The sequence below is a fragment of the Megamonas funiformis genome (assembly GCF_010669225.1).
Classification (GTDB): domain Bacteria; phylum Bacillota; class Negativicutes; order Selenomonadales; family Selenomonadaceae; genus Megamonas; species Megamonas funiformis.
On sequence record NZ_CP048627.1, the window covers coordinates 1332992 to 1354351 of the forward strand.

A 21360-nucleotide genomic window follows, 5' to 3' on the forward strand; every position below is an offset into this window, starting at 1 on the left:
CCTATTCAATATTTTGGATTTGTTCACGAATTTTTTCTAATTCGCCTTTAATCTCTACTACTAAATTAGCAATTTCAGCATTATTAGCTTTAGAAGCCATTGTATTTGTTTCACGGTTCATTTCTTGGACAATAAAGTCTAATTTACGACCAATATTACCGTCCATTTCCAAACTAGCCTTAAACTGCTGTAAATGACTTCCCATGCGTACAATTTCTTCTGTAATATCCATTTTATCTGCCATTATCGCACATTCTTGGATTATTCTATTCTCATCAATATTTTGTTCACTCAATAAAGATTTAAGTGTTTCTATCAATTGAGTTCGATAATTTACTAAGCGTTCAGGCGCTATTACTTTTATTTTTTCTGTATGCTTAGCAATGATATCTAAACGACGAAGTAAATCTTTTTTTAGATTTTCACCTTCAATACATTTCATTTTGACAAATTCTTCTGTAGCTTCTTCTACAGTAGCCACTAATAATGGTTTTATCGCTTCTAAATCTAAACTATCATCAGCTAAATTTATCACGCCTTGAAAATTTGCCAAATCTATTAAAGATATATTTTTTAATTTTGCTTTTTTATCTACACTTTTAATAGTTGTATTGATTTCCTGTAAGCTTTTATAATAAGCAATCAACAAATCTTTGTCAATGGCTAACTTTTTATTTTCTTCATTGTTATTTACAAAATTAATGTAAATATCTATTTTTCCACGAAGAGCATATTTATTTAAAGCCTCAACTATACTTGCTTCTAAAGCACGTAGTCCACTTGGCATACGAATGGAAATGTCGCGATATCTATTGTTTACCGCTTTCATTTCTACGCCAATTTTATATATTCCATTATCAAAAGTTGCTGAGCCAAAGCCCGTCATACTTCTTATCAAAAAAATACCTCCCCAAACCTAATTAAGATTATTAATCAGCCCATGTTGCTGTGAAAACTTTTGTAGCAGGGCCAGTCATATAAATACGATTATTATCAGCCCACTGTATTGTTAAAATACCACCATCTAATTCAATTTGAGCTGTTCTTTGTGTACGTTTATTTAATACACAAGCTACTAATGTAGCGCAAGAACCAGTACCACAAGCCCAAGTGATACCTGCACCACGTTCCCAAACACGCATGCGAACATATTTATCATTTTTTACTTCTACAAATTCTGTATTTGTTTTCTTAGGAAATACTGGATTAGTTTCAAATTTTGGACCAATTTTTTCAAGTTCTACACTATTAATATCATCAACAAAAACGATACAATGAGGATTTCCCATAGATACACAAGTCATTTTATAAGTTTGACTATCTACGGTGATATCTTCATTTACTACTTGATTATTGCCAAAGCCAGATACTGGAATTTTATCGCCTTCTAAAATAGGTTCACCCATATCTACATGAACAGTGCCATCTTCCATAATTTCAGGAACGATTATACCAGCACCAGTTTCTACAGTGAATTTATTTTTATCTGTAAGATTAGCTTCTTTTACACATTTGGCAAAGCAACGTATACCATTACCACACATTTCAGCTTCACTGCCATCACTATTGATGATTTGCATACGAAAATCTGCTACTTTAGATGGCAAAATAAATATAACACCATCAGCACCTACACCAAAATGACGATCACAAATTTTTTCTGCATTTGCGATTATTTCACTGATATCTTCATTATTGAAAGCATTTACTAATACAAAATCATTTCCACAAGCTTGCCATTTAGAAAAATTAAATTCCATGATAAAATCCTCCTTAAACACATTATTAAAACAATGTATTTATTTTTACAAATTTAAAATCTATTCAGGCTCATTATAGATAATAACTAAATTATTATATTATAACTATAACTAATATTAATTCGCTATTAAATATCAACAATCCTGCTCATATTATTATAATTATTCATCTTTTTAAAGAAAATACTAATTAATGACAAAAAACTTAGCAAAAACTGCTCAATTAATAATTTATCAAATAAAAATACCTATGATATAATATTTTAGATATTAATCTCTTAACCTAAGAAATTAACGAAAGGAATGAATTAAACTATGAGCTTAGATGGATTTTCATTAAATCCTTTAATAAATGAACTAAACGACAAATTAGCAGGTGGTAGAATAGATAAAATCTGCCAACCAAACAAGCAAGATATTTATTTATATATTCGCCAACCTGGACAGACATATATTTTATATCTTTCTATAAATCCTCAAAATCCTATGGCAAATATAACTGAATTTCAACCAGATAATCCACCTGAACCACCAGTTTTCTGCATGGTTTTACGTAAGCAATTAGAAGGTGGTCGTATTGCTTCTATTTCTCAATATGGTTTAGACCGCATGATTTTAATAGATATTGATACCTTAGGGCCAAAAAGTCTTATCATTACAAAAACATTAATAGCTGAACTTATGGGAAAATATAGCAATCTTATTTTAATGCAAGACGGAACTATTATTGAAGCTTTTCGCCGTGTAGGTGAAAATAGCAATCGCGTACGTACTGTCTTACCTGGTCAAAATTATGAAGTCCCACCTATTCAAGACAAAATAAATATTTTAACCACCGATACAAATTCATTTATTGAACGCTTAAAAACATATCAAGAAGCGACTTTATATCAAGCAATCATCGCTAGTGGATTGGGCTTTGGTCCAATAACAGCAAAAGAAATCATCTTTTTAGCTGGCTTTAGTAACGATTTATTGATAAAAGATATGGACGAAATGGATTTTTCTTCTTTGACTAATATCATTGATGAATTAAAAATCATGTATCAAGAAAAAAACTTTTCACCAACATTAGTCTTAGATAAAAAACGTAAAATTAAAGCTATGGCACCATTTGCTTTGCATATTTTTAACGAAAAAGACTTCACCCTCAAAACATATGCAGATATTAATGCTCTATTAGAAGACTCCAAAAACTATACTAACAGCTATTATAATTTGCCAGAAAAAGATTTCTATCGTAAAACAATCCATAATGAAATTAATCGTTTAACTAAAAAAGAAAAAATTCTTACAGAAGAATTAGCTAAAGCGCAAAAAGCTGAAAAATATAAGATAAAAGCTGATAACTTAATGACTTATCAATACCAATTTAAAGACCATCAAGACAAAGAAATTTCTGTAGCTAATATTTATGATGAAAATTATGCGCCTATAACTATTGCATTGGATACGAAATTAACTCTAATTCAAAATATGCAAGCTTATTATAAAAAATACGATAAGTTAAAACGCTCTACGCAAATGTTAGAAATCCAAATAAAACGTTGCCAAAAAGATAGAGAATATGCTCTAACTATAGAAACTGCTATAGATGCTTGTACTACTATAGCCGATATTGAAGATATCAAAGCTGAAATGATTAAAGCTGGATTTTTACCACTTGAAAATAAGAAAAAAGCTTCTATTGCTCCATCTAAACCATTTAAATTTGCTCTACCTAATGGAATGTTTTTATTCGTCGGCAAAAACAATTATCAAAATGATAAACTCACTTTTAAAACAGCACATAGCGATGATATTTGGTTGCATACAAAAGATATCCCTGGCTCTCATGTTATCATTGATACTAAAGGCGATGAAGTAGATGAGGATACTCTATTTTTAGCTGCCCAAATCGCAGGATATTTCAGTAAGGCTCGTGGTTCTTCTAAAATTCCTGTTGATTATGTAGAATGTAGATATCTAAAAAAACCATCAGGAGCTAAACCTGGTTTTGTCATCTTTACAAATAATAAAACTTTATATGTAACACCTGATGAAGATGAAATCATGCCAATCATCAATAAAGATTTAAATAAAAAATAAGTAAAAAAAAGACTACCATATTTATTTTTGGTAGTCTTTTCTCATTAATTAAGTTATCGCCATTAAATTTATTTATTGCCTAAAAACTTTAAAATCATATTTATAATTTTTCTACAAAAACCAATTTCTTCTCAGTCTTCAAGTCTTGGTCCAGCATTTAAAATTTCTTCTGGCATTTCGCCTGCAAATCGTTTAAGTTTCTAAAAAGCCTTTATTTTTAATATTTTAAAGATGTTATTTTCTTATTTGTTACCATTTTGTTATCATTTTATTTTATATATTCTTCAAATATTCGTGCTGTATCTTTCTTTGATTTTTCCGTAACATGCAAATATACTTCTTTTGTTATCCTATCGTTAGAGTGGCCAAGACGAGCTTGTATATCTGTTAGGCTTACTTTTCTAGTTTCAGCCAGCAAAGACACATGAGTATGTCGCAGCATATGTGCATGCATATGTTTTGGATATGCACCTATTCTATTCATATAATCAAATATACTTCTAATAACATTTGGTATTACTACTATTTCTTTATGTTTGCCATCTACACTTCTAGTAAACTTAGTAAATACATAATTCTCTTTATCTATTTTATTAGTTAATCCACCATTTTTCAATCGTAATCGTAATTGAAGTTTTTTCCAGTCTTTTAAAACATTAATCAATGTTTCTCCCATAAATATATGTCTAATACTAGATTCATTCTTTGGTGTATCTTGTCGTTCATAGTGCGTGTAATTTTTAGAAAACATAGTTGAATGAATAAATATAGTTTTATTTTTAAAATCTACATCTTCCCACGTTAAAGCACACGCTTCTCCAACACGCATACCAGTATAAGCAAGCATAACACATAACGGATAAAAATAATCTGACGGACCGCCATATCTTTTATATTTTACAAAATATAAGAAGTCTTTTAGCTCTTCTTTTGTTAAATACAAATCTGTTATTTCTTTTTTGGGTATTTTTATTTTTGGTAATTCCACATCAGTTGCTGGATTATTGAGTATAATACCAAATTTAACAGCATAATTAAAAATACTTTTTATAGCATGATGCCTGGTGTTTAAAGTAGAATATTTAACTTTTGTAGCATAATCATTTATAAATTGCTGATATTCATACGATGTTATATCTTTCATTTTTTTATTGCTGAAGTATTTGTTTGCTATATCTATACTAATTCCTAAATTATGTTGTGTTGCTAATTTTAAGCTACTTTTTCTATCATCTAGCCATTCATTGGCAAATTGAAAGAAAGTAATATCTGATTCTATAATATTTTTCCCTAACAATAATTTATTGAGTATAGGTTGTGCAGCTGCTCTAGCTTCTTTGGCTGTTTTAAAGCCACTTTTAGTAATACATTTTCTTTTCCCTGTTACTGGATCGCGACCTGCTTCTATTCTATATGTGTAGGTAATTCCTTTTTTTCCTTGCCTTTTGTAAACTAATATTTTTCCTTGTGTAGCCAAAAATACATCACCCTTTCTATGTCGGGGCGAATATGATATAATCTTAATTGTTTTTACTGGTTATAAACATATCCTGCCTGACATGAATAGCACCGCAAGTACGGTGCTATTTCTATTTTTATGGTATAATATATATATAACATTCCATGGCATAAATGGGAATGTTAGAACATGCACATATTCAATCCTGTTACAATTAAATATGCGTTACGTTTTTTTGTTTCATTCAATACCACACGGGAACCGTATCAAAGAAAAGTCTAGCCAAAAGGTTAGGCTTTTTCTTTTTATTATGGACAACATACTTTACAAGGAACATATCCACTATTAATAGCTTCATCTCTACTATAGAAATAAACTTTATTTTCATCATAAATTCTTTTCGCATATCTACAGTAAGTATAATGGAATTTGTCTGAATTTACGGAACCTACATAAGTAGTAGCTAGTGCTGTACTCATGGTCATTAATAAAGTAACTAATACTAATAAAATAAATGCTGTTTGTCTTTTTAGATTTCTAAACATGTTAATTCACCTCATTTATAAAAAATATATAATTAAAAATTTAATAACGAAGAGGAATATTTGATACTGTTATCATATTTTTAATCTGTTCGTCATCAAAACCCTTATTTCTTAGTATTTCACTAAAGCTATCTATTAATATTTCTGAATTAGCAGTTGGACCTATAATTATTTTTTCTAAGAAAGATTCACCTTTAGGATTTATAAACGAAAGTTTGTTTAAGTTAAGTTTATATATAACTTCTGGATTACCTTTGATATTTTCTATACTACGTTCAATATCATTTGAAGCAATAGAAGATGAAATAAGGGGTTCAAAAAAGAGAGATAGAATAATACGCCATTCTCTTTCTTCCCAAAAACCTTGATGTTTTAATATAATAATATAAATATACATAGCATAAGATAAGCTGTTCAAAATATCCGATGAAAATTCATTAAGCTGTTGTGAATTCTTAAGATCATGTTTAATAATATCATCAATATCTTTTAAGATTTTTAGAAAATTTTCTTTAAAAATTTTTTCAGAATAAATAACTGGTATAGTAAGGAATGAAGGATTTAAACCTACTAGTAATTTAGAATTTATAACTAAGGCTACTCCAGATGAATTACCATAGGCTCTCCACATAGATAATCTACCTATATTATCTTCTTCTGGTAAATGTTCAGAGAAGCACGAAATATATATAATTTTTTTAATATCATGAGTAACTATATGATATATATTTTTTAAATTATCTAAATTAGTATTAAATAATTTTAATATATTATTTAACATAAGTTTAATTTCAGGATCATTTAATAAGTTATCTAAGCATTTTTTACCATATTTTATCTCACTATAATCATTCATAAATATAGTTTTTCTTAGCCAAAGTTGTTCTTTTTCTATGATTTCACGAGCAACACTAGCAGATGTATAGTGAACAAGTTTTTTTTTACTATACATATATTTTAATTTTTTATAATTTAAATTAAATAACATTTTCATATTTATTTGTTTCATAATATTTATTTTGCTATCTAATATTTCCATATACGATATCTCCTTTTAATATTTTATTATTACCAGCTTTTTGCTGTATTATTTTATTCTTTAAAGTTTTATACATTCTTATTCATTAATAAAAACTAATAAATCATTTGTAGTCCAAAGTTTTATATTAAATCCATTTTTATTTAAAGCTTTTGCGGTTTCAAATGCATTTTCATTATATGTAGATGTAGTTATAAATATAGCATTTTTTACACCGTCCATCATTGCTGCACCAGCAAGTTTTTGAATTTCTTCTCTACCAATAGATTTATTACTATTCCAATATTTGCATTCAATATATGTCTTTATACTATTTTTTTCTATGACGATATCTTTCCCACCATCGTTAGTTCGTGGAGTTAATATTACTTTAAAATTCTTTCTTTTAAATTGTTTTGCTACAAATTGTTCAAACTTTCTCCAATCATTAATATTATCAATATCTTCTTTTCTATACCTTTGCATATTATTTTTTTGCAATTCAATAATCTTTTTATGAGATATCTCTAATTCATTTTCAAGTGATATTAACTTTGCATGTTCTTTATCATAAGCACGCCTAAGATAAATAACTTCATCATGAGTTTTTATATATTTTTTATTTAACTCATCATATTTATTTTTCCATATATTAGCATCATTTTTATTTAAATATTTAATAGAATGTTCTGGTCTATTTTCCATAGAATACTTCCATAAAATAAGTATTTTATCTAACTCAACTATTTTTTGTCTATATTTTTCTATTATTTGCTTATTTCTATTTATAATTTGTTCTTTTTCAATTATTATTTGTTGATTTTCTTTCTTTATTTTATTTAATTCATATGATAATTCTTTAATTTTGCCTTCAGCTATTTCTTTTTCCTTATCTGTTTTTATTTTTTTTACATTAAACTCACATTCTCTCAATGTAAAATCATGTTTTAATTTTTCTAACTTTTCTTCGACATTATTTCTTTTCATATATTCACAAGTTACAACAATCAAAGCTATTCCTACAAAAATAAAAATGATGAATAATATTATTTTGGCAACTTCCATATGTTCACTTCTTTATAAAAATATTTTCAAGACACAATGTTTTATCATTGTGTCTTTTTTCTTTGCTTAAACTTAAAAGTTGTCTGAAATTTTCTTCAAGTTTATCTTTTAAGCGTTTCTAGTTTTCTGCTCTTTTTCATCAATCACATCGTCATATTCAAGATCTACATTAATTTTTATTTTTCTTTTAGCTTTATCAGATAGCTCTCTATATTTATCTATTATATCAATCTCATCTTTTGAAAAAGAAGCATCATACTCACTTTGAGTTTCTCTAACTATATTATCTTTTAAACTATTTAAACCTAATTTTATTAATTCTACAGTTGCCAAAGAACGACTAGCTAAACGATTTTGAAATCTGTAGTCATCAATTTTTTCTAATAGTTCTTCTTCAACAATAAGTGTATAACGTGGTTTTTTTGTAGGCATAATAATTCCTCCAATATTTTATATTTTATAGTTCATATTATACATCAGTTCATATGTTTTTTCTAAATAATTTATTGACAGTTCATACAAAGTGAACTATAATCTTATTAAGGTCATATTGTATGAACCTGTTTAAAATTTAATAACAGAAAGGAGCATAACCTATGCCAACTAAACTAAAAAGAATAACTTTTGCGGTTACTCCAGATATAGAAAATATCTTAGATGAAGCAAAAAAATTTTTTTATAATCGCTCACAATCTGAAATGTTAAGAATCTTAATTTTAGAAGGCTTAGCCTCTTTAAAAAAAAAGAACAAAATAGCTTAAAGAAACAGCTTAAAGGAGATGCTATATATGTCGAATAAAAAAAGTATTTTTGACGCACTTAACGCATTAAAAAACATTCAAAGAGATTTAGCGTTAATTGATATTGAAAAAACAATGAATAACGCACAAATTATGCATAACAACCACAGAACTGCAGTAAAAAAAGCTATGTTAGAAGGGTTTGCAATATCAAATGTTGTTAAAAAAGGCATTGAAGAAGATACCCTTTTAAACGATAAAGAAGCAATTGAAGAATTAAAATCCATTTTAGTTATCTTATTAGGCAATCAATCGATGTTAACTGCTGAAATTTATCGTTTACTTAAAGACGAACCTAACGGCAATGATAAAAAAGCAGAATAAATAAGCTTATACTAGCCGTGCAGTATAAGTCCGACAACACAATCCTCCAAATAAATAAACCCATAAGTATATACAAAATTTAAATTTCTTGCTCTTTTTTATTTACGCACCGCAATTGTTGTCGGACGTATAGTGCACGGCAGAAAGGAATATATGTATGAACAACGTAATAAGCCTCATCGACCCACGAGAGGCACTGGAAAAGGCGAAAAAAGATATGGAGTTATTAACTCTTGTTTTGGAAAATACGCTTGATGAAAACGCTCGTTTAAAAGAAATTATCACTGATAATAAAAAAACTGAATTAATAACCGCTAAAGAAGCTAAAGAAATTTATGGATTATCTGAATACCAAATTAGAGAGCTTGGAAAACAAGGCATCATTGGTGAAGTTCCTTTTGGGGGCAGTAAAAAATTCATAGTCGATGACATCGAAGCATATATAAATAGCTTTAGGAAAACAGCAAAAGCTATTTAATATATTTTAACCTTGAAAGGTGGTGAGAATATGAATAAAAAAGAAAGTGTTTTGGACAATGAACTTTATACAGAAGTGATAATAAAAAAAATTGTTACTCCGTATAAACGCATTCGCGATAGATTAGGCATACCACCATCTATCGTTGCAGAAAAGTTGAATATAAGCTTGCCAAGTCTATATTCATATGAGAATAAAAATAGGCCCATACCAAAAGATGTGGTACGAGCCATGGATAAATTATACGGTTGTCAGGGAAGATTAATAGACTATTGGATAAATAATGACCCTTCTTCAACCTACACTATTTAACTATTAAATATTATACGGTAGACCGAAATAACATTCAATCATTTTAACACTTAACAATCAATTAAACCCCTCGAATTCGAGGGGTTTAAACGAAAGGAGAAAAACCAAATGAAAAAATTATATAAATACCGCAGATTAGCGGGTATTTTCTTATTAGCGGGTGCAGTAGCAATAGGAACGCATACACAAGCCAAAGACATAAATAAACAAGATGAAATTTATTATGTTGTTCAACCTGGTGATACTCTTTGGAGTATAGCAAGTAAGCACTGCACCGATGAAGAAAATATACTGGAATTCATTCACAGCATTAAAACTAAAAATAATATTATTTCAGCGAATTTAAATGTTGGGCAGAAAATAAAAATTGGCTCACGTCCCCACGAAAGCCAATTCCCAAAGAATGAAAACTAAAATATTTATTTCTTATAAATTATATCACAAAAAAGGTGAAAACAAAATGAAAAATTTATATTATTTTACTTTTGGTTGTGGCCAAAAGAATGAAGGCTTTGTTCAGCCTATTCTAGCTAATAGTTGGGGAGAAGCTAGAGCCAAAATGGTTGAAATAAATGGCAATCATTGGGCATTTCAATATACAGAAGCCCAATGGAATAAATGGAAAAAAGAGGTTATGGAAAAAAATATTCCAATCTCTATAGAAAAAGAATTACCAACAATAACAACAGAAGGTGATTAAGATGTTTGATTATGACGAATTTGAAAATAAATGCTGCGAAGAATGTACTCATTCTTATGTTTGCAACATAAACGAATTAGCATGTGATTACAACGATGAAATAGTTGTAAGTAATTATCAAGAAACTGAAAACTACATGTGTTGCGGTAGTTTTGGTTTTAGAAGGGAGATATAAATATGCTCTACAAAAAAATTATGACGATCGAGCAAATGCAGGACGAAAAAGCATGGCTCGAAATGAGAATGAAGGGCATCGGCGGAAGTGAAGCTTCCGCTGTATGTGGACTAAATAGATATAAAAGTCCTCATGCTCTTTGGCTTGAGAAAACAAATAAGATAGAACATGAAGATTTATCAGACAACCAATATATTTACTGGGGGCATAAGCTTGAGCCAGTCATTGCTGACTGGTTTACTGAAACGACTGGTAAGAAAGTACAACGTGCTGGACTTATGCAGTCTATAGCGAACCCATTCATGCTGGCAAGTGTAGATAGACTTGTCGTAGGTGAAAATGCTGGCCTTGAAATAAAAACAGCGTCTGGTTACAAGTCTAAGGAATGGCAACTTGACGAAGTACCAGATGAATATTATATCCAGTGCCAACATTACATGGCCGTTACTGGCTGTGATAAATGGTATATAGCTGTTTTAATCGGTGGTAATAACTGTATATGGAAAGAAATCCCACGCAATGACGATGATATAAAAGAACTTATCACCATTGAAAAAGATTTTTGGTACATGGTTATGAACAACATAGAACCACCAATAGACGGCTCACAGGCTTCTACAGAGGCATTAAATAAAAAGTTCATAGGTGGGCAAAAAGAACCTGTTGAGCTTTCCTCTACAGCAGAGGACAAAGCAAAAAAACTCCTTGAGCTTCAGGAGCAAGAAAGAAATATCAAGATTGATATTTCCTTACTTCAGAATGAAATCAAGGAAGAAATGGGCGACAATGAAGAAGCCTATCGAGGTAACTATCAATTTTCTTGGAACACTGTTAAAGGCAGAACAAGCATTGATAGTAAAAAACTAAAACAAGAAAAGCCAGATATATATATGGCATACCTTAAAACAGGTTCACCATCACGCCGTTTTTCTTGTAAATATGTTGATTAATAAGTGAGGATAAATAAATGGAAAAACAACAAAACAAAAAAGAACAGGAAGGTGCTTAATTATGGCAACAACAAAAGGCGGATTACTCGCCAAAAATAAAACAGCAGTACAACAACAAGGAGTGAATATATCAGCTATGTTGAATAGTTATCTCGAAAGAGATGGTTTTAAACGTCGCTTCGATGAGCTCTTAGGAGCTAGAGCTCCTCAATTCGTATCAAGTATGGTTACTTTAATAAATGCTGATGATAAGCTAAAACAATGTTTTAACGACGCACCATTAACAATCATACAAGCTTGTTTAAAGGCAGCGACCTATGATTTACCAATCGATCCTAATCTTGGATACGCATATATTGTACCATTTAATAATACAGTAAATGGTACAAAACGTATGGAAGCGACTTTTATTATGGGCTATAAAGGTATGCATCAACTTGCATGTAGAAGTGGTGTGTATCAAAAGATTAACGTTCTTGATGTTAGAGAGGGCGAACTCGTATCGTTTAACAGACTCACAGAGGATATCGAGTTTGATTGGATTCAGGACGAAGAAGAACGCAATTCAAGAAAAATTATCGGCTATGTCGGATACTACAGATTAGTAAACGGTATGGAAAAAACCATTTTTATGAGTAAGCAAGAAGTAATCAATCACGAATTAAAATTCCGCAAAGGCCAGTACATGGGTAAAGGCTGGCGACAAGACTTTGATGCTATGGCACTTAAAACAGTTTACAGAAAACTAATCGGCAAATGGGGCGTTATGAGCATTGACTACAAAACAAAGCCAACGCCTGGTATGGTTGCTCTGGCTGAAGCTGTAGCTACAGGCGATTTTGACGATGAAGAAAAATTAATCGAAGCCGAAGCACCTAACAATGTAGATATGGAAACAGGAGAAATCTTGTCTAGTAAAAACGAAGAAAAAGTAAAAGTTGATGAACAACCAACACTAGCAGAAGCAGTTGATAACAAATGAGAACCTATCTACAGTTAGCTATATTACTAACATGCAGAAAACAAAATATGACTTCTGTCATTGGTGCAGGGACCGTGGAAGATATCCACGGTTCTTTACCCAGTGATTTTGAAGAATATAAAAGAGAAACCATAAGAAGGGCATTAAAAACGCTTTTAAATAGGGGATATATAAATACTGGTTTAAAGATAGGTCATAAGAATAGTTATTATCTATCCAGTAAAGGCTACAAAGAAACAGAAAAGGCAGGAGAAAAGAATGTTCAAGAATAGTATTTTAAATATCAGCTTTGGTCAAGGTGCTGGAAACATTGGGCAATTGATGGAACAGCAAGGAATATTAAATCTTGCAATAAATACCAGCAAGCAAGACCTAGACACACTAAATGTTAAACATAAATACTTAATTAAAAACGGACAAGGCTGCGGAAAAGACCGCAATAAGTCTAAGAAATTAGTTGTTAATGACTTTGAAAACATCTTGGCAGTAATCAACAATATTCTAGATACTAACAACACTATTAAACATATATTCATCGGTTTTACCATGGGTGGTGGCAGTGGTAGTGGTGGCGGTCCTATGCTCGCCAAACTAATCGCAAACGAATATTCAAATATAAATGTTTGTGTATATGCAGTAATACCATCTAAGAACGAGCCATTCAAGGCACAGTATAACGCCTGTGAATGTTATCGCGAGCTTATAAAAATCGAAAATCTAGGGAGTATGTTCTTCTTAGACAACAATAAACATGAGAACAAATTTATCATAAACCGATATTTTGTCGATGACCTAATGGAATTTCTTAAAATACCTGATGAAGATAAATCTTCTAAAGGAAATATCGACATCGAGGAAATGAATACAATTTTATCTTGTAACTTAATGATTAATATATCAGTAACTGATGAAAACAATCATAAAGTTAAGCCATCAATTTTAGTTGATACCGAATGTGATGGTTTTGTTAAATATATAGCTTTATCCAACGCTAAACAGAATTTATTAAAAGATATTCAGACTTCTGTTGGTTATCCATTAGATGCATTCTATACATTTAATAACAGAAAGATAAATGTAATAGTTTTAGCTGGATTGAGTTTACCTTCTTCCAGCATGAATGAAATTTTTGATTTAGTAAATCAAAGATCGACCATGATAACAAGAGAGAGTACAACAAAAGAATTAAAATTAAACGATATATTCTCATCTAATAAAAAGAAAAAAGAAGAAATAAAACGCTCACGTAAAGATATTTTTGCAGAGTTTATTTAATAGTAATGTAGTTTAAATGTAGTGTTGGTACTAGGTAAATGTAATATTAACGTAATCCTAGTACCAACTAAATGTAATGTAGACTGAATATTGAAAAAATAGGAGGTGCAAACATGAATAGATTAGAACTTATAGCCAACAATGTATTTGCAAGTAACTTCAATCACACGTTGCATGCATACATAGATATTGCAGGTGGTTTAGTAGAAGGTACATTACTTGGGCAAATCATGTATTGGTTTAGCCCTGATAAAAACGGCACCATACGTGCCCAAATAAAAAAAGACGGTGAATATTGGATTGCCAAAAAACGTTCCGATTGGTGGGACGAAATCCGTATAACAGATCGTCAATATGATAGAGCAATTAAAAGCTTGTTAGATAAAAATATTATCGTAATAGCTAAATATAAATTTTGTGGATTGCCAACACCTCATATTCGTCCTAACTATGAAAAAATAGGTGAGTTGCTTGACGAATATTTATGCAATATAAATTCAAAAATCGATACAAAAAAAAGTGCGCAAATAAGTGCGCAAAATACTACAGATGTGAAAACGGGAATTACACAAAGTGTAAAACGGGAATTACACAAAACGCAAAACGGGAATTACACAAAACGTAATTCCCATATAACAGAGCATACTACAGAGAATACTACAGAGAATAATAATATATGCGCAACTGAAACTTGCGCACAAGCACCTCAAAACATCGATGAAATGTTTAATAAGTTTTGGAAAGCATACCCAAAACGCAGAGATAAAAAAAGAGCTTACAAGGTTTTCATGAAGATAAAGCCAAATAACGAACTCTTACAGCAAATGCTAGACTGCATCGAGCGAGAAAAGAAATCGCTAGATTGGCTAAAGGATAACGGTCAATACATTCCTTATCCTTCTTCGTGGCTAAATGGCGAACGATGGAACGATGAGGATATAACGGATACGGTTACAATCATTGACAATAAGCCAAAAGCAGTACCAGTGGTAAAAAATGTTGCATTGGAAAGTCTAAGAAGTGCAGCAGAAAAAAGCACCAATACTCCAGCATTAGGAGATATTGGCGATATGTGGGGTGATGATGATGACTACTGATGAAGCAAGCAAATTAATAGCAATTTTCACTTGCGTAATGCCAAATACACAAAAATTTGACTTAGAAAATGCTGCCCCAGTATGGTCCTTAGTTTTGTCTGACATCACTTACGATGTCGGTAAAATGGCAGTTATAAAGATTTTGCGTAAAAAACAAATATCAATTTTACCTCTTCCAGGAGAGATACGCGAAGAAGCAAAAAACATTATGGCCAGCGTAAAAAAGAACGCACCGCCAGATGTATATACTGCATGGGACGAAGTAAAGAGAAAATTAGGGAGCGTATCTCGAAACGGTATCGACTGGAGCCACCCAATTATCCGTCGTACCGTTCAGCTTATTGGTGCTTATGAAATAGCCACAGCGACCTATGATATATTTCCTAGGTTTGCTAAGGTTTATGAAAGCCTCATAGCTAGAAAAGAAAATAACTACGAGAACAAAATATGCTATCAAATAGCACAGCAAAATTTAGACCTTTTCAACGGTATTGAAGCACCGATGACATTGACGCAAAAAGCCAATGAGAGAATGCTCAACGGTAAAGACGCAATTGAATTTGTAAAAGGAGCGTAACAATTATGGGCAAAATAGGAGAACCAGTAAAATGTGCAAATGATGGTTGCGATACTATATTTATTCGCAAAACATCAACAGAAAAATACTGTTGCGATGAATGTAAAAAAGACGCCATCAATCGCAAACGTCGTGAAAAAAGACATGGACGAAGCAACTTCACACCAGGAGTAAGCCGTTGCGCTTATTGTGGCAAAGAGTTTTGGCAAAAAACAAAGAACAACATTTACTGCTGCGAAAAATGTTGTCGAAGAGCTTTGAAAAAAAAAGCAGCACAAGAAAAAGGCAAAGAAATAAAAACTAGAAAGCCTAAACAACAAGTCCCAGAAAAACATATAATGCCAAAAGAAATGTTTGTTAAAAGATTGTCAAACGATTTATTTTGGGCACATAAGTGAGGTTATTTTTATGAATAAAAAAGATATTTTGGACGAAATGATAAAAATTTTAAATACAATGCCAGATGATAAAATAGATGGCTTTGTTTTAGCTATTTCAGGTCATGAAGGCTATAACGCATTTACACAGATATCAGCTAGTATAGATGATTTAAAAGTTAATACTAATGCATTTATATTAACAAAATTAGTTTATGTTTTATTAGACAACATGAATAAATACAGCGAAGAAGAAATTTTTAAACTAATGGAAAACATAGAGATACTGCCTGAAATATTAGCATTATACAAAAAAATGACAGAGCGTACATCAGGATATAAAAATTTAATCAGAAATTTACGAAAACAATATGAAAAAATGGAGAAGGATAAACATGAGTGAATTTATAAGTGGAAATGTGGGGATAGTTAGAAAAGAAGATATATTTTGTTTGGAGATATCAGAACCTGATTATACAACAAGTGGATATAGAATAATAGCTACTTGCTATAAAAATAACAAGCTACAAATAGTACACATAGAAAGAGGAAAGACTTTTTTTTATATATCTAAGAGTTTTGAACGAATGAAAAAAGAAATAGAAGGTATCGAATAATGAAAGTTAATGATATATGTTTTGAACTAGACGAGTTAATTAGCAAAATAAATTTAAACGAAGCTAATAACGATGAAATAAAAAACAAACTAACACAAATAAACAATACCTTAAAAGATACTATATTTCCAAAAAGAAAAATATATATAGTTATCGATGAAGGATTTATTCAAGGTGTTTATGCAAAAAAAGAAATAGCACAGAAAAAAGTTTTAGAAGGATTCGGCGGTCAGGCTGTCGAGTATTGGGTTGATGATGTTCTATGAAAGGTTGGGAGAACGTAACCGAGGAAGATATTCTTAAACTTAGCTACAAAAAGAATATCAAGCCCACAAGCAACACAAAAATAAGCACGGATAAAATAATAAAGAAAAACAAATATAACGCCGTTAAAACAAAAACAGACGGTATTATATTTGACAGCAAGGCAGAGGCTCAATATTATTCCGAGCTTTTGCTCTTGAAAAAAGCTGGTGTAGTGAAATCTTTTGTGATGCAAAAAGACTTCACACTTCAAGAAGCATTCACCAGAGAAAACGGTGAGCGAATAAAAGCTGTTCGCTACAAAGCTGACTTTGTGGTCCAATATACAGATGGTCACGAAGAAGTAGTTGATGTAAAAGGCATGAAAACAAGAGTTTACATCAACAAGAAAAAGCAGCTTCTTGAAAAATATCCAAATATCATTTTCAAGGAAGTGATGTGATGCTTACTTTAGGAGTTTTTGTTTTTGGTGGAATAATTGGATTTTTGGTTTGTGCCTTCTTTGTAGGTGCTAATCAAAATAAATGGAAATAAAGAGAGATTAATAACATTTTATAAAAATGGTGAAAGAGTATTAGAATCAGAACTTACTTTTAAATATATGGGTTAGGAGTGGTAACGATGAGAAATATACATTTGATTGAACAGTTCATGAAGGAAAATAATTTGAAATACGATGAACCATTTATTATTAAATGGAAATGGTTTAAAGAATATAAAGATATACAAAAAAAGGGCATAGTAAAAATTATTAAACGTATTTGTAATGGAAAAAGTTTTGTGAGCGTTGTTTCAATAGAAGGATTTTATGATTCTGAAAATCGTTGGAAAGATGATAGAGAAGATATGTCTAATCCACTTGATGAAGATAAACTTCTTTATGATATTGTATTTAACGATACAGTACAGGTTGTTAAAATTCCGTTTAAGCCTAAAAATGGAGGAGAATATTATAGAATTATTCATGGCTGGGATATTATTAAAGATACTTTTAGTGAAAGCAATGATTGTGATTGTGCGTTCTTTCTAATTGGTAATTGTTTTAGAACTAGAGAAGAAGCTGAAGCTAATCTAGAAAAAATAAAAAAATTATGTAGAAGAAATAAACCGTTGATTGATTTAAACGAGGTGGAATAAATGAAAAATGAAGATTTATTGAACGATTTTATGAAAGAAAATAATTTAAGTTATGATGAGCCTTTTTTTGTTAGTATAGATAACAAAACGAAAAGATATAAAATAGTTAAATCCACAAATAACTACGTACCAGAAGTATATGTTTTTTCGTCATTATTTAATGATTGGACATTAGCAGTGGAAGAAGCATTAACAAATATTTTATTTAATAATAACTTTAAAATCATATCGGCATGGAAGCCAAAACTAAATGAAGAATATTATTATTTTGACGGCAAAAATATTTATTGTTCTAGATGGAATAATTATTTTACTGATATAGCTTCATTTCTAACAGGAAATTGTTTTAAATCGGTAGAAGAAGCTGAAGCTAACAAAGAAAAAATAATGAAAATATTTAACCAAAATCAACCACTAATTAATTTATATGAGGCAGAATAATGAACCTTAAAACAAATAAAGAATACAAAGAAAAACAAGAACATTGTTTTTTATTCAATAAACCATACAAGCTAGAAAGATATAGTAAAATGTCTTATGCTGGCATGGCAATATATGATATTTTACACATGGTAGAAAAGCAAAAAGAACAATGGGGTGATGAAAAACATTTATCACCTCATCAATGGTTAGGACTTATAGCAGAAGAGATAGGCGAAATGACAGAGGCTGTCAATGAAACTTATTTACCAAACAGAACCAAAGAACATTTAGGCGGTATTGAACATATTCAAGAAGAAGCCATTCAGGCTATGGCTTTAATGGTTAGATTTCTTGAAAGTATAAACGAGGAGCAAACAAATGATTGATATATATAAACCATGAAAAAATATTTTGCCAAAGAAAAATAAAGGCATTGATTATTATAGAAGTAAAATTATTAAAAAAAAGATAGCAGAAAGAGAAAGACACTTTGAAAATATGGTGAGATTTTCTTACAACGAAATGATAACAGCAGCAAAAAGAAATTTGCCATATATAAAACCTTGTCCATTTTGTGGTGGCGAAGCTGTTTTATATGGTCGCGATATTGATGATTCAGATTTAGATACATTGGTTATTTCAGACACAGGAAAACTAATGAACCCAAATATCAATTTATTTAGCCTAGTAATAAAATGCACTATATGTGGTGTTGAAAAAGAAACAGATACTATATATAGTTGTTGTGAAGCAGAAAATAAAGCAGCTATAGAGTTTGCCATTAATCAATGGAATAGAAGAGTTAGAGAAGGAGAATGTATTGATGCTGAATTTAAAGAAGAAGAAAAGGAGTGATAAAGTGAAGTTAGTATATAAACCTTTTAGTAATGAAAATAAAATTAATATAGCGGTTGCTTCTAAGCAATCGCTATTAGCCTTAATAAAAATAATGAAAGAAAATAATTCATTTGATACAAGCAAAGGTAAGATATTTTTAGTTGATAATAAGCATGAGGAAGAAGTGATTATATGAATAAAGTAATATTAGCTGGAAGGCTAACTAAAGACCCAGAAGTACGTTATACACAAACAGGAAAAGCAGTGGCGAGCTTCACTTTAGCTGTTAATCGTAGGTTTACAAAAGAAAAAGATAAACAGCAAGCCGATTTTATTCCAATTGTTATATGGGATAAACTAGCTGAAGTATGTGGAAATTACCTGGTAAAAGGTACTCAAGTTTTAATTGAAGGTCGTATTCAAATACGAAACTACGATGCTAAAGATGGAAGTAAGCGTTATGTAACTGAAGTCATAGCTCAATCAGTTGAATTTATGGGGTCTAAATCTACAACTAATACTGGTGGTGCAGTTCCAGAAGCTGCTAAAAGTTTTGGAAGTGAAATACCACCAGATGAAGAAATTCCATTTTAAAAAATAACTTCTTTAGTCAGGCAGGACTTAAAGGAGGAATGTATATATGTCATCATCATTGTTCGATAAAAGTATTATTTTCAAAAAAATTGAAAGTAATTTTAAAATGTATTCTCAAATAAAAAAAGAATACGAATGTGTTTTAAATGAACGTAGGTTTGATTATAAAACTGGTGGAAGTAATGGCAAAGCTTTAATAAATGATAAAACAGCCAATGAAGCCATAAGAGAAATAGAGCCACCTTATATATCAAAAATTTATATAGATGTTTACGATAACAAAGGAAATGTTTTTATTAAAAAAATTAAAGACCCGCTAAAGTGGGTCCAGCTTTATGAATGGGTGAAAGAAAACACCTTAAAAAATAAAATACAAAGTATTGTTTTTAATGGTAGATATATAAAAGGTGAAAACCATACTGTTACCACAGTAGAAAACAATATATCGACTCAATTATATTTTGATGCTAGAAGCGAAATACTACATACCACTTTAGCAGGAGCTTGTCAAATGGGCATTATAAAAGTTATGTAAATAAAAATAAAGGCTAGGAATATTAATTCCTAGCCTTTTATTAATGTAAATATTTCAACATTTGTACAAGATATTTACCTTTAAAATCAACTTCTTCATCAGCATCTAATGGTCTTTTATCAAATGCCACAAATCCATTTCTACTGTAAAATTCCTTTAATTTCTCATTATCTTCACATTCAAGATAAACTATTTTTCCACCAACAACAGCCTGTACTTTTTCTACTTCTTTACAAGCAAGTTCTAATAATTCATCACCTGTAATCAATGAGGGAAATCTTGTATTTTTCCCTAATTGAGCTATTAATGGAGCGGTTATAACATATATTTTAAAGTTTGGTTCATAAGTGCCAAATTTAGCAATCCTTTTTCGCATTGTATTACTAATAGCTTTTGACCTTGATTTTACTGAAAAATTTTTATTAGCAATAGTAAAATAGCCAGCAATTTCATATTTATTTTTATATGAAGCAAGAACTAATTGTGTTTTTGATAATCCTTTTTTAGAAAATTCTATTGCCTTACAATGCAAAAAATTGTCAACATCTGAATTTAAATTATTTTCAAATGTTGACAATATATTTTTTGTTTCATCTTCGGTTTTCTTTTTTAAAACATCATCTAATTTTACTAATAAATAACCTTCCATTCAACAACCCCTATTATTAAAAAATTCTATCAATGTCATCTTCTGTTGCAGTTCTATAACCCCTAGAAAATACAACTTCTTTTCTTGTTTTTCCTTTTGCATTTTCTAGTGCATTAATTAATGAACGACAACTTTTTTTATCTTTAATAACAATATTTTTTAAAATGCTCTTTGTTGCCATAATAAAGTCCCCCAAAAATACCACGCAAAAACCGTGCAAAAAACATGCAAAATAACCTTTATATTTAAAGTATAATATCAAAAATATGTATTAGTCAATGAATTTTTACATTTTTATGTAAATTATTTAATTAACTATATT

General features: G+C 30.2%; 35 protein-coding genes. 26 read left to right on the plus strand and 9 right to left on the minus strand.

Translation table 11 applies throughout. The features are described 5' to 3' along the window. Window position 1: 1 nt before the first annotated feature. Window positions 2–898 carry a YicC/YloC family endoribonuclease gene (locus GXM21_RS06720; RefSeq protein ID WP_008537804.1) on the minus strand — a complete coding sequence of 299 codons (897 nt, stop codon included), beginning with the start codon at window positions 896–898 and terminating at the stop codon, window positions 2–4. Window positions 899–929: 31 nt separating this feature from the next. Next, a complete protein-coding gene (gene dapF / locus GXM21_RS06725; protein ID WP_008537803.1) occupies window positions 930–1760 on the minus strand; it encodes a diaminopimelate epimerase in 831 nt (276 codons plus the stop codon). 315 nt (window positions 1761–2075) lie between these two features. Here dapF and GXM21_RS06730 point away from each other — a divergent pair, with 315 nt between their 5' ends. Next, window positions 2076–3848 carry an Rqc2 family fibronectin-binding protein gene (locus tag GXM21_RS06730; protein WP_008537802.1) on the plus strand — a complete coding sequence of 591 codons (1773 nt, stop codon included), beginning with the start codon at window positions 2076–2078 and terminating at the stop codon, window positions 3846–3848. A 268-nt stretch (window positions 3849–4116) separates the two neighbouring features. Here GXM21_RS06730 and GXM21_RS06735 read toward each other — a convergent pair whose 3' ends face one another. The 5 genes from GXM21_RS06735 to GXM21_RS06755 all read right to left on the minus strand — a co-directional run bounded on the left by GXM21_RS06735 (window position 4117) and on the right by GXM21_RS06755 (window position 8367). Next, complete coding sequence (locus GXM21_RS06735) at window positions 4117–5325, minus strand: site-specific integrase (protein WP_008537801.1); 1209 nt, start codon at window positions 5323–5325, stop codon at window positions 4117–4119. Between the two features lie 290 nt (window positions 5326–5615). Then, the gene (locus tag GXM21_RS06740; protein WP_008537800.1) at window positions 5616–5852 is read right to left on the minus strand and encodes an Ada metal-binding domain-containing protein; all 237 of its coding nucleotides are present in this window, start codon (window positions 5850–5852) and stop codon (window positions 5616–5618) included. Between the two features lie 40 nt (window positions 5853–5892). Next, on the minus strand, window positions 5893–6891 hold the full coding sequence (locus GXM21_RS06745; protein WP_008537799.1) for a DUF2971 domain-containing protein: 999 nt from the start codon (window positions 6889–6891) through the stop codon (window positions 5893–5895). Window positions 6892–6969: 78 nt separating this feature from the next. Next, window positions 6970–7935, minus strand: a complete 966-nt coding sequence (locus tag GXM21_RS06750; RefSeq protein ID WP_008537798.1) for a restriction endonuclease — start codon at window positions 7933–7935, stop codon at window positions 6970–6972. A 108-nt stretch (window positions 7936–8043) separates the two neighbouring features. Further along, window positions 8044–8367: a hypothetical protein gene (locus GXM21_RS06755; RefSeq protein WP_008537797.1), complete on the minus strand. Its 324-nt coding sequence runs from the start codon at window positions 8365–8367 to the stop codon at window positions 8044–8046. 164 nt (window positions 8368–8531) lie between these two features. Here GXM21_RS06755 and GXM21_RS12840 point away from each other — a divergent pair, with 164 nt between their 5' ends. The 25 genes from GXM21_RS12840 (at window position 8532) to GXM21_RS06875 (ending at window position 20389) form a co-directional block, all read left to right on the plus strand. Further along, on the plus strand, window positions 8532–8696 hold the full coding sequence (locus tag GXM21_RS12840) for a hypothetical protein (RefSeq protein ID WP_008537795.1): 165 nt from the start codon (window positions 8532–8534) through the stop codon (window positions 8694–8696). 27 nt (window positions 8697–8723) lie between these two features. Further along, complete coding sequence (locus tag GXM21_RS06760; protein ID WP_008537793.1) at window positions 8724–9059, plus strand: hypothetical protein; 336 nt, start codon at window positions 8724–8726, stop codon at window positions 9057–9059. A gap of 157 nt (window positions 9060–9216) precedes the next feature. Next, on the plus strand, window positions 9217–9537 hold the full coding sequence (locus tag GXM21_RS06765) for a helix-turn-helix domain-containing protein (RefSeq protein ID WP_008537792.1): 321 nt from the start codon (window positions 9217–9219) through the stop codon (window positions 9535–9537). A gap of 30 nt (window positions 9538–9567) precedes the next feature. Continuing rightward, window positions 9568–9849 (plus strand): helix-turn-helix domain-containing protein, encoded by a 282-nt coding sequence (locus GXM21_RS06770; RefSeq protein WP_008537791.1) that lies wholly within the window; start codon window positions 9568–9570, stop codon window positions 9847–9849. A gap of 108 nt (window positions 9850–9957) precedes the next feature. Continuing rightward, window positions 9958–10263: a LysM peptidoglycan-binding domain-containing protein gene (locus GXM21_RS06775; RefSeq protein WP_008537790.1), complete on the plus strand. Its 306-nt coding sequence runs from the start codon at window positions 9958–9960 to the stop codon at window positions 10261–10263. 46 nt (window positions 10264–10309) lie between these two features. After that, window positions 10310–10549, plus strand: coding sequence for a hypothetical protein (locus GXM21_RS06780; protein WP_008537789.1), 240 nt, complete (start codon window positions 10310–10312; stop codon window positions 10547–10549). 1 nt (window position 10550) lies between these two features. Continuing rightward, the gene (locus tag GXM21_RS06785) at window positions 10551–10724 is read left to right on the plus strand and encodes a hypothetical protein (RefSeq protein WP_008537788.1); all 174 of its coding nucleotides are present in this window, start codon (window positions 10551–10553) and stop codon (window positions 10722–10724) included. A gap of 2 nt (window positions 10725–10726) precedes the next feature. Continuing rightward, complete coding sequence (locus tag GXM21_RS06790; RefSeq protein WP_008537787.1) at window positions 10727–11674, plus strand: YqaJ viral recombinase family nuclease; 948 nt, start codon at window positions 10727–10729, stop codon at window positions 11672–11674. Window positions 11675–11735: 61 nt separating this feature from the next. Beyond that, the gene (locus GXM21_RS06795; RefSeq protein WP_008537786.1) at window positions 11736–12656 is read left to right on the plus strand and encodes a phage-derived integrase/recombinase RecT; all 921 of its coding nucleotides are present in this window, start codon (window positions 11736–11738) and stop codon (window positions 12654–12656) included. Then, window positions 12653–12928, plus strand: coding sequence for a hypothetical protein (locus GXM21_RS06800; protein WP_008537785.1), 276 nt, complete (start codon window positions 12653–12655; stop codon window positions 12926–12928). Before GXM21_RS06795 ends, GXM21_RS06800 begins: the two co-directional genes overlap by 4 nt. Next, the gene (locus tag GXM21_RS06805; RefSeq protein WP_008537784.1) at window positions 12915–13931 is read left to right on the plus strand and encodes an FtsZ/tubulin family protein; all 1017 of its coding nucleotides are present in this window, start codon (window positions 12915–12917) and stop codon (window positions 13929–13931) included. Before GXM21_RS06800 ends, GXM21_RS06805 begins: the two co-directional genes overlap by 14 nt. Window positions 13932–14044: 113 nt before the next feature. Then, on the plus strand, window positions 14045–15028 hold the full coding sequence (locus GXM21_RS06810) for an LvrA C-terminal domain-related protein (RefSeq protein ID WP_008537783.1): 984 nt from the start codon (window positions 14045–14047) through the stop codon (window positions 15026–15028). Beyond that, window positions 15018–15605: a hypothetical protein gene (locus GXM21_RS06815; protein ID WP_154645549.1), complete on the plus strand. Its 588-nt coding sequence runs from the start codon at window positions 15018–15020 to the stop codon at window positions 15603–15605. Before GXM21_RS06810 ends, GXM21_RS06815 begins: the two co-directional genes overlap by 11 nt. A 5-nt stretch (window positions 15606–15610) precedes the next feature. After that, window positions 15611–16003, plus strand: a complete 393-nt coding sequence (locus tag GXM21_RS06820) for a hypothetical protein (RefSeq protein ID WP_008537779.1) — start codon at window positions 15611–15613, stop codon at window positions 16001–16003. Between the two features lie 10 nt (window positions 16004–16013). Beyond that, window positions 16014–16385, plus strand: coding sequence for a hypothetical protein (locus tag GXM21_RS06825; protein ID WP_008537778.1), 372 nt, complete (start codon window positions 16014–16016; stop codon window positions 16383–16385). Beyond that, window positions 16378–16599 carry a hypothetical protein gene (locus tag GXM21_RS06830; RefSeq protein WP_008537777.1) on the plus strand — a complete coding sequence of 74 codons (222 nt, stop codon included), beginning with the start codon at window positions 16378–16380 and terminating at the stop codon, window positions 16597–16599. Before GXM21_RS06825 ends, GXM21_RS06830 begins: the two co-directional genes overlap by 8 nt. Beyond that, window positions 16599–16865 (plus strand): hypothetical protein, encoded by a 267-nt coding sequence (locus GXM21_RS06835; protein WP_008537776.1) that lies wholly within the window; start codon window positions 16599–16601, stop codon window positions 16863–16865. Before GXM21_RS06830 ends, GXM21_RS06835 begins: the two co-directional genes overlap by 1 nt. After that, on the plus strand, window positions 16862–17305 hold the full coding sequence (locus GXM21_RS06840; RefSeq protein ID WP_008537775.1) for a DUF1064 domain-containing protein: 444 nt from the start codon (window positions 16862–16864) through the stop codon (window positions 17303–17305). The genes GXM21_RS06835 and GXM21_RS06840 overlap by 4 nt, the downstream gene beginning before the upstream one ends. A gap of 179 nt (window positions 17306–17484) precedes the next feature. After that, window positions 17485–18000 carry a hypothetical protein gene (locus GXM21_RS06845; protein WP_008537773.1) on the plus strand — a complete coding sequence of 172 codons (516 nt, stop codon included), beginning with the start codon at window positions 17485–17487 and terminating at the stop codon, window positions 17998–18000. Then, window positions 18001–18441, plus strand: coding sequence for a hypothetical protein (locus GXM21_RS06850; protein ID WP_008537772.1), 441 nt, complete (start codon window positions 18001–18003; stop codon window positions 18439–18441). It abuts the gene before it with no gap. Beyond that, window positions 18441–18809 carry a hypothetical protein gene (locus tag GXM21_RS06855; protein ID WP_008537771.1) on the plus strand — a complete coding sequence of 123 codons (369 nt, stop codon included), beginning with the start codon at window positions 18441–18443 and terminating at the stop codon, window positions 18807–18809. Before GXM21_RS06850 ends, GXM21_RS06855 begins: the two co-directional genes overlap by 1 nt. Before the next feature lie 25 nt (window positions 18810–18834). Next, window positions 18835–19278, plus strand: coding sequence for a Lar family restriction alleviation protein (locus GXM21_RS06860; RefSeq protein WP_008537770.1), 444 nt, complete (start codon window positions 18835–18837; stop codon window positions 19276–19278). A 4-nt stretch (window positions 19279–19282) separates the two neighbouring features. Continuing rightward, window positions 19283–19456: a hypothetical protein gene (locus tag GXM21_RS06865; RefSeq protein WP_008537768.1), complete on the plus strand. Its 174-nt coding sequence runs from the start codon at window positions 19283–19285 to the stop codon at window positions 19454–19456. Continuing rightward, window positions 19453–19854, plus strand: a complete 402-nt coding sequence (locus tag GXM21_RS06870; RefSeq protein WP_008537767.1) for a single-stranded DNA-binding protein — start codon at window positions 19453–19455, stop codon at window positions 19852–19854. Before GXM21_RS06865 ends, GXM21_RS06870 begins: the two co-directional genes overlap by 4 nt. 46 nt (window positions 19855–19900) lie before the next feature. Beyond that, the gene (locus GXM21_RS06875) at window positions 19901–20389 is read left to right on the plus strand and encodes a hypothetical protein (protein ID WP_008537766.1); all 489 of its coding nucleotides are present in this window, start codon (window positions 19901–19903) and stop codon (window positions 20387–20389) included. 40 nt (window positions 20390–20429) lie between these two features. Here the strand turns inward: GXM21_RS06875 and GXM21_RS06880 are convergent, their stop codons facing one another. After that, entirely contained in the window at window positions 20430–21038 is a 609-nt protein-coding gene (locus GXM21_RS06880) for a hypothetical protein (protein ID WP_008537765.1), read from the minus strand. Between the two features lie 16 nt (window positions 21039–21054). Then, the gene (locus GXM21_RS12845) at window positions 21055–21219 is read right to left on the minus strand and encodes a hypothetical protein (RefSeq protein WP_008537764.1); all 165 of its coding nucleotides are present in this window, start codon (window positions 21217–21219) and stop codon (window positions 21055–21057) included. Window positions 21220–21360 lie beyond the last annotated feature (141 nt).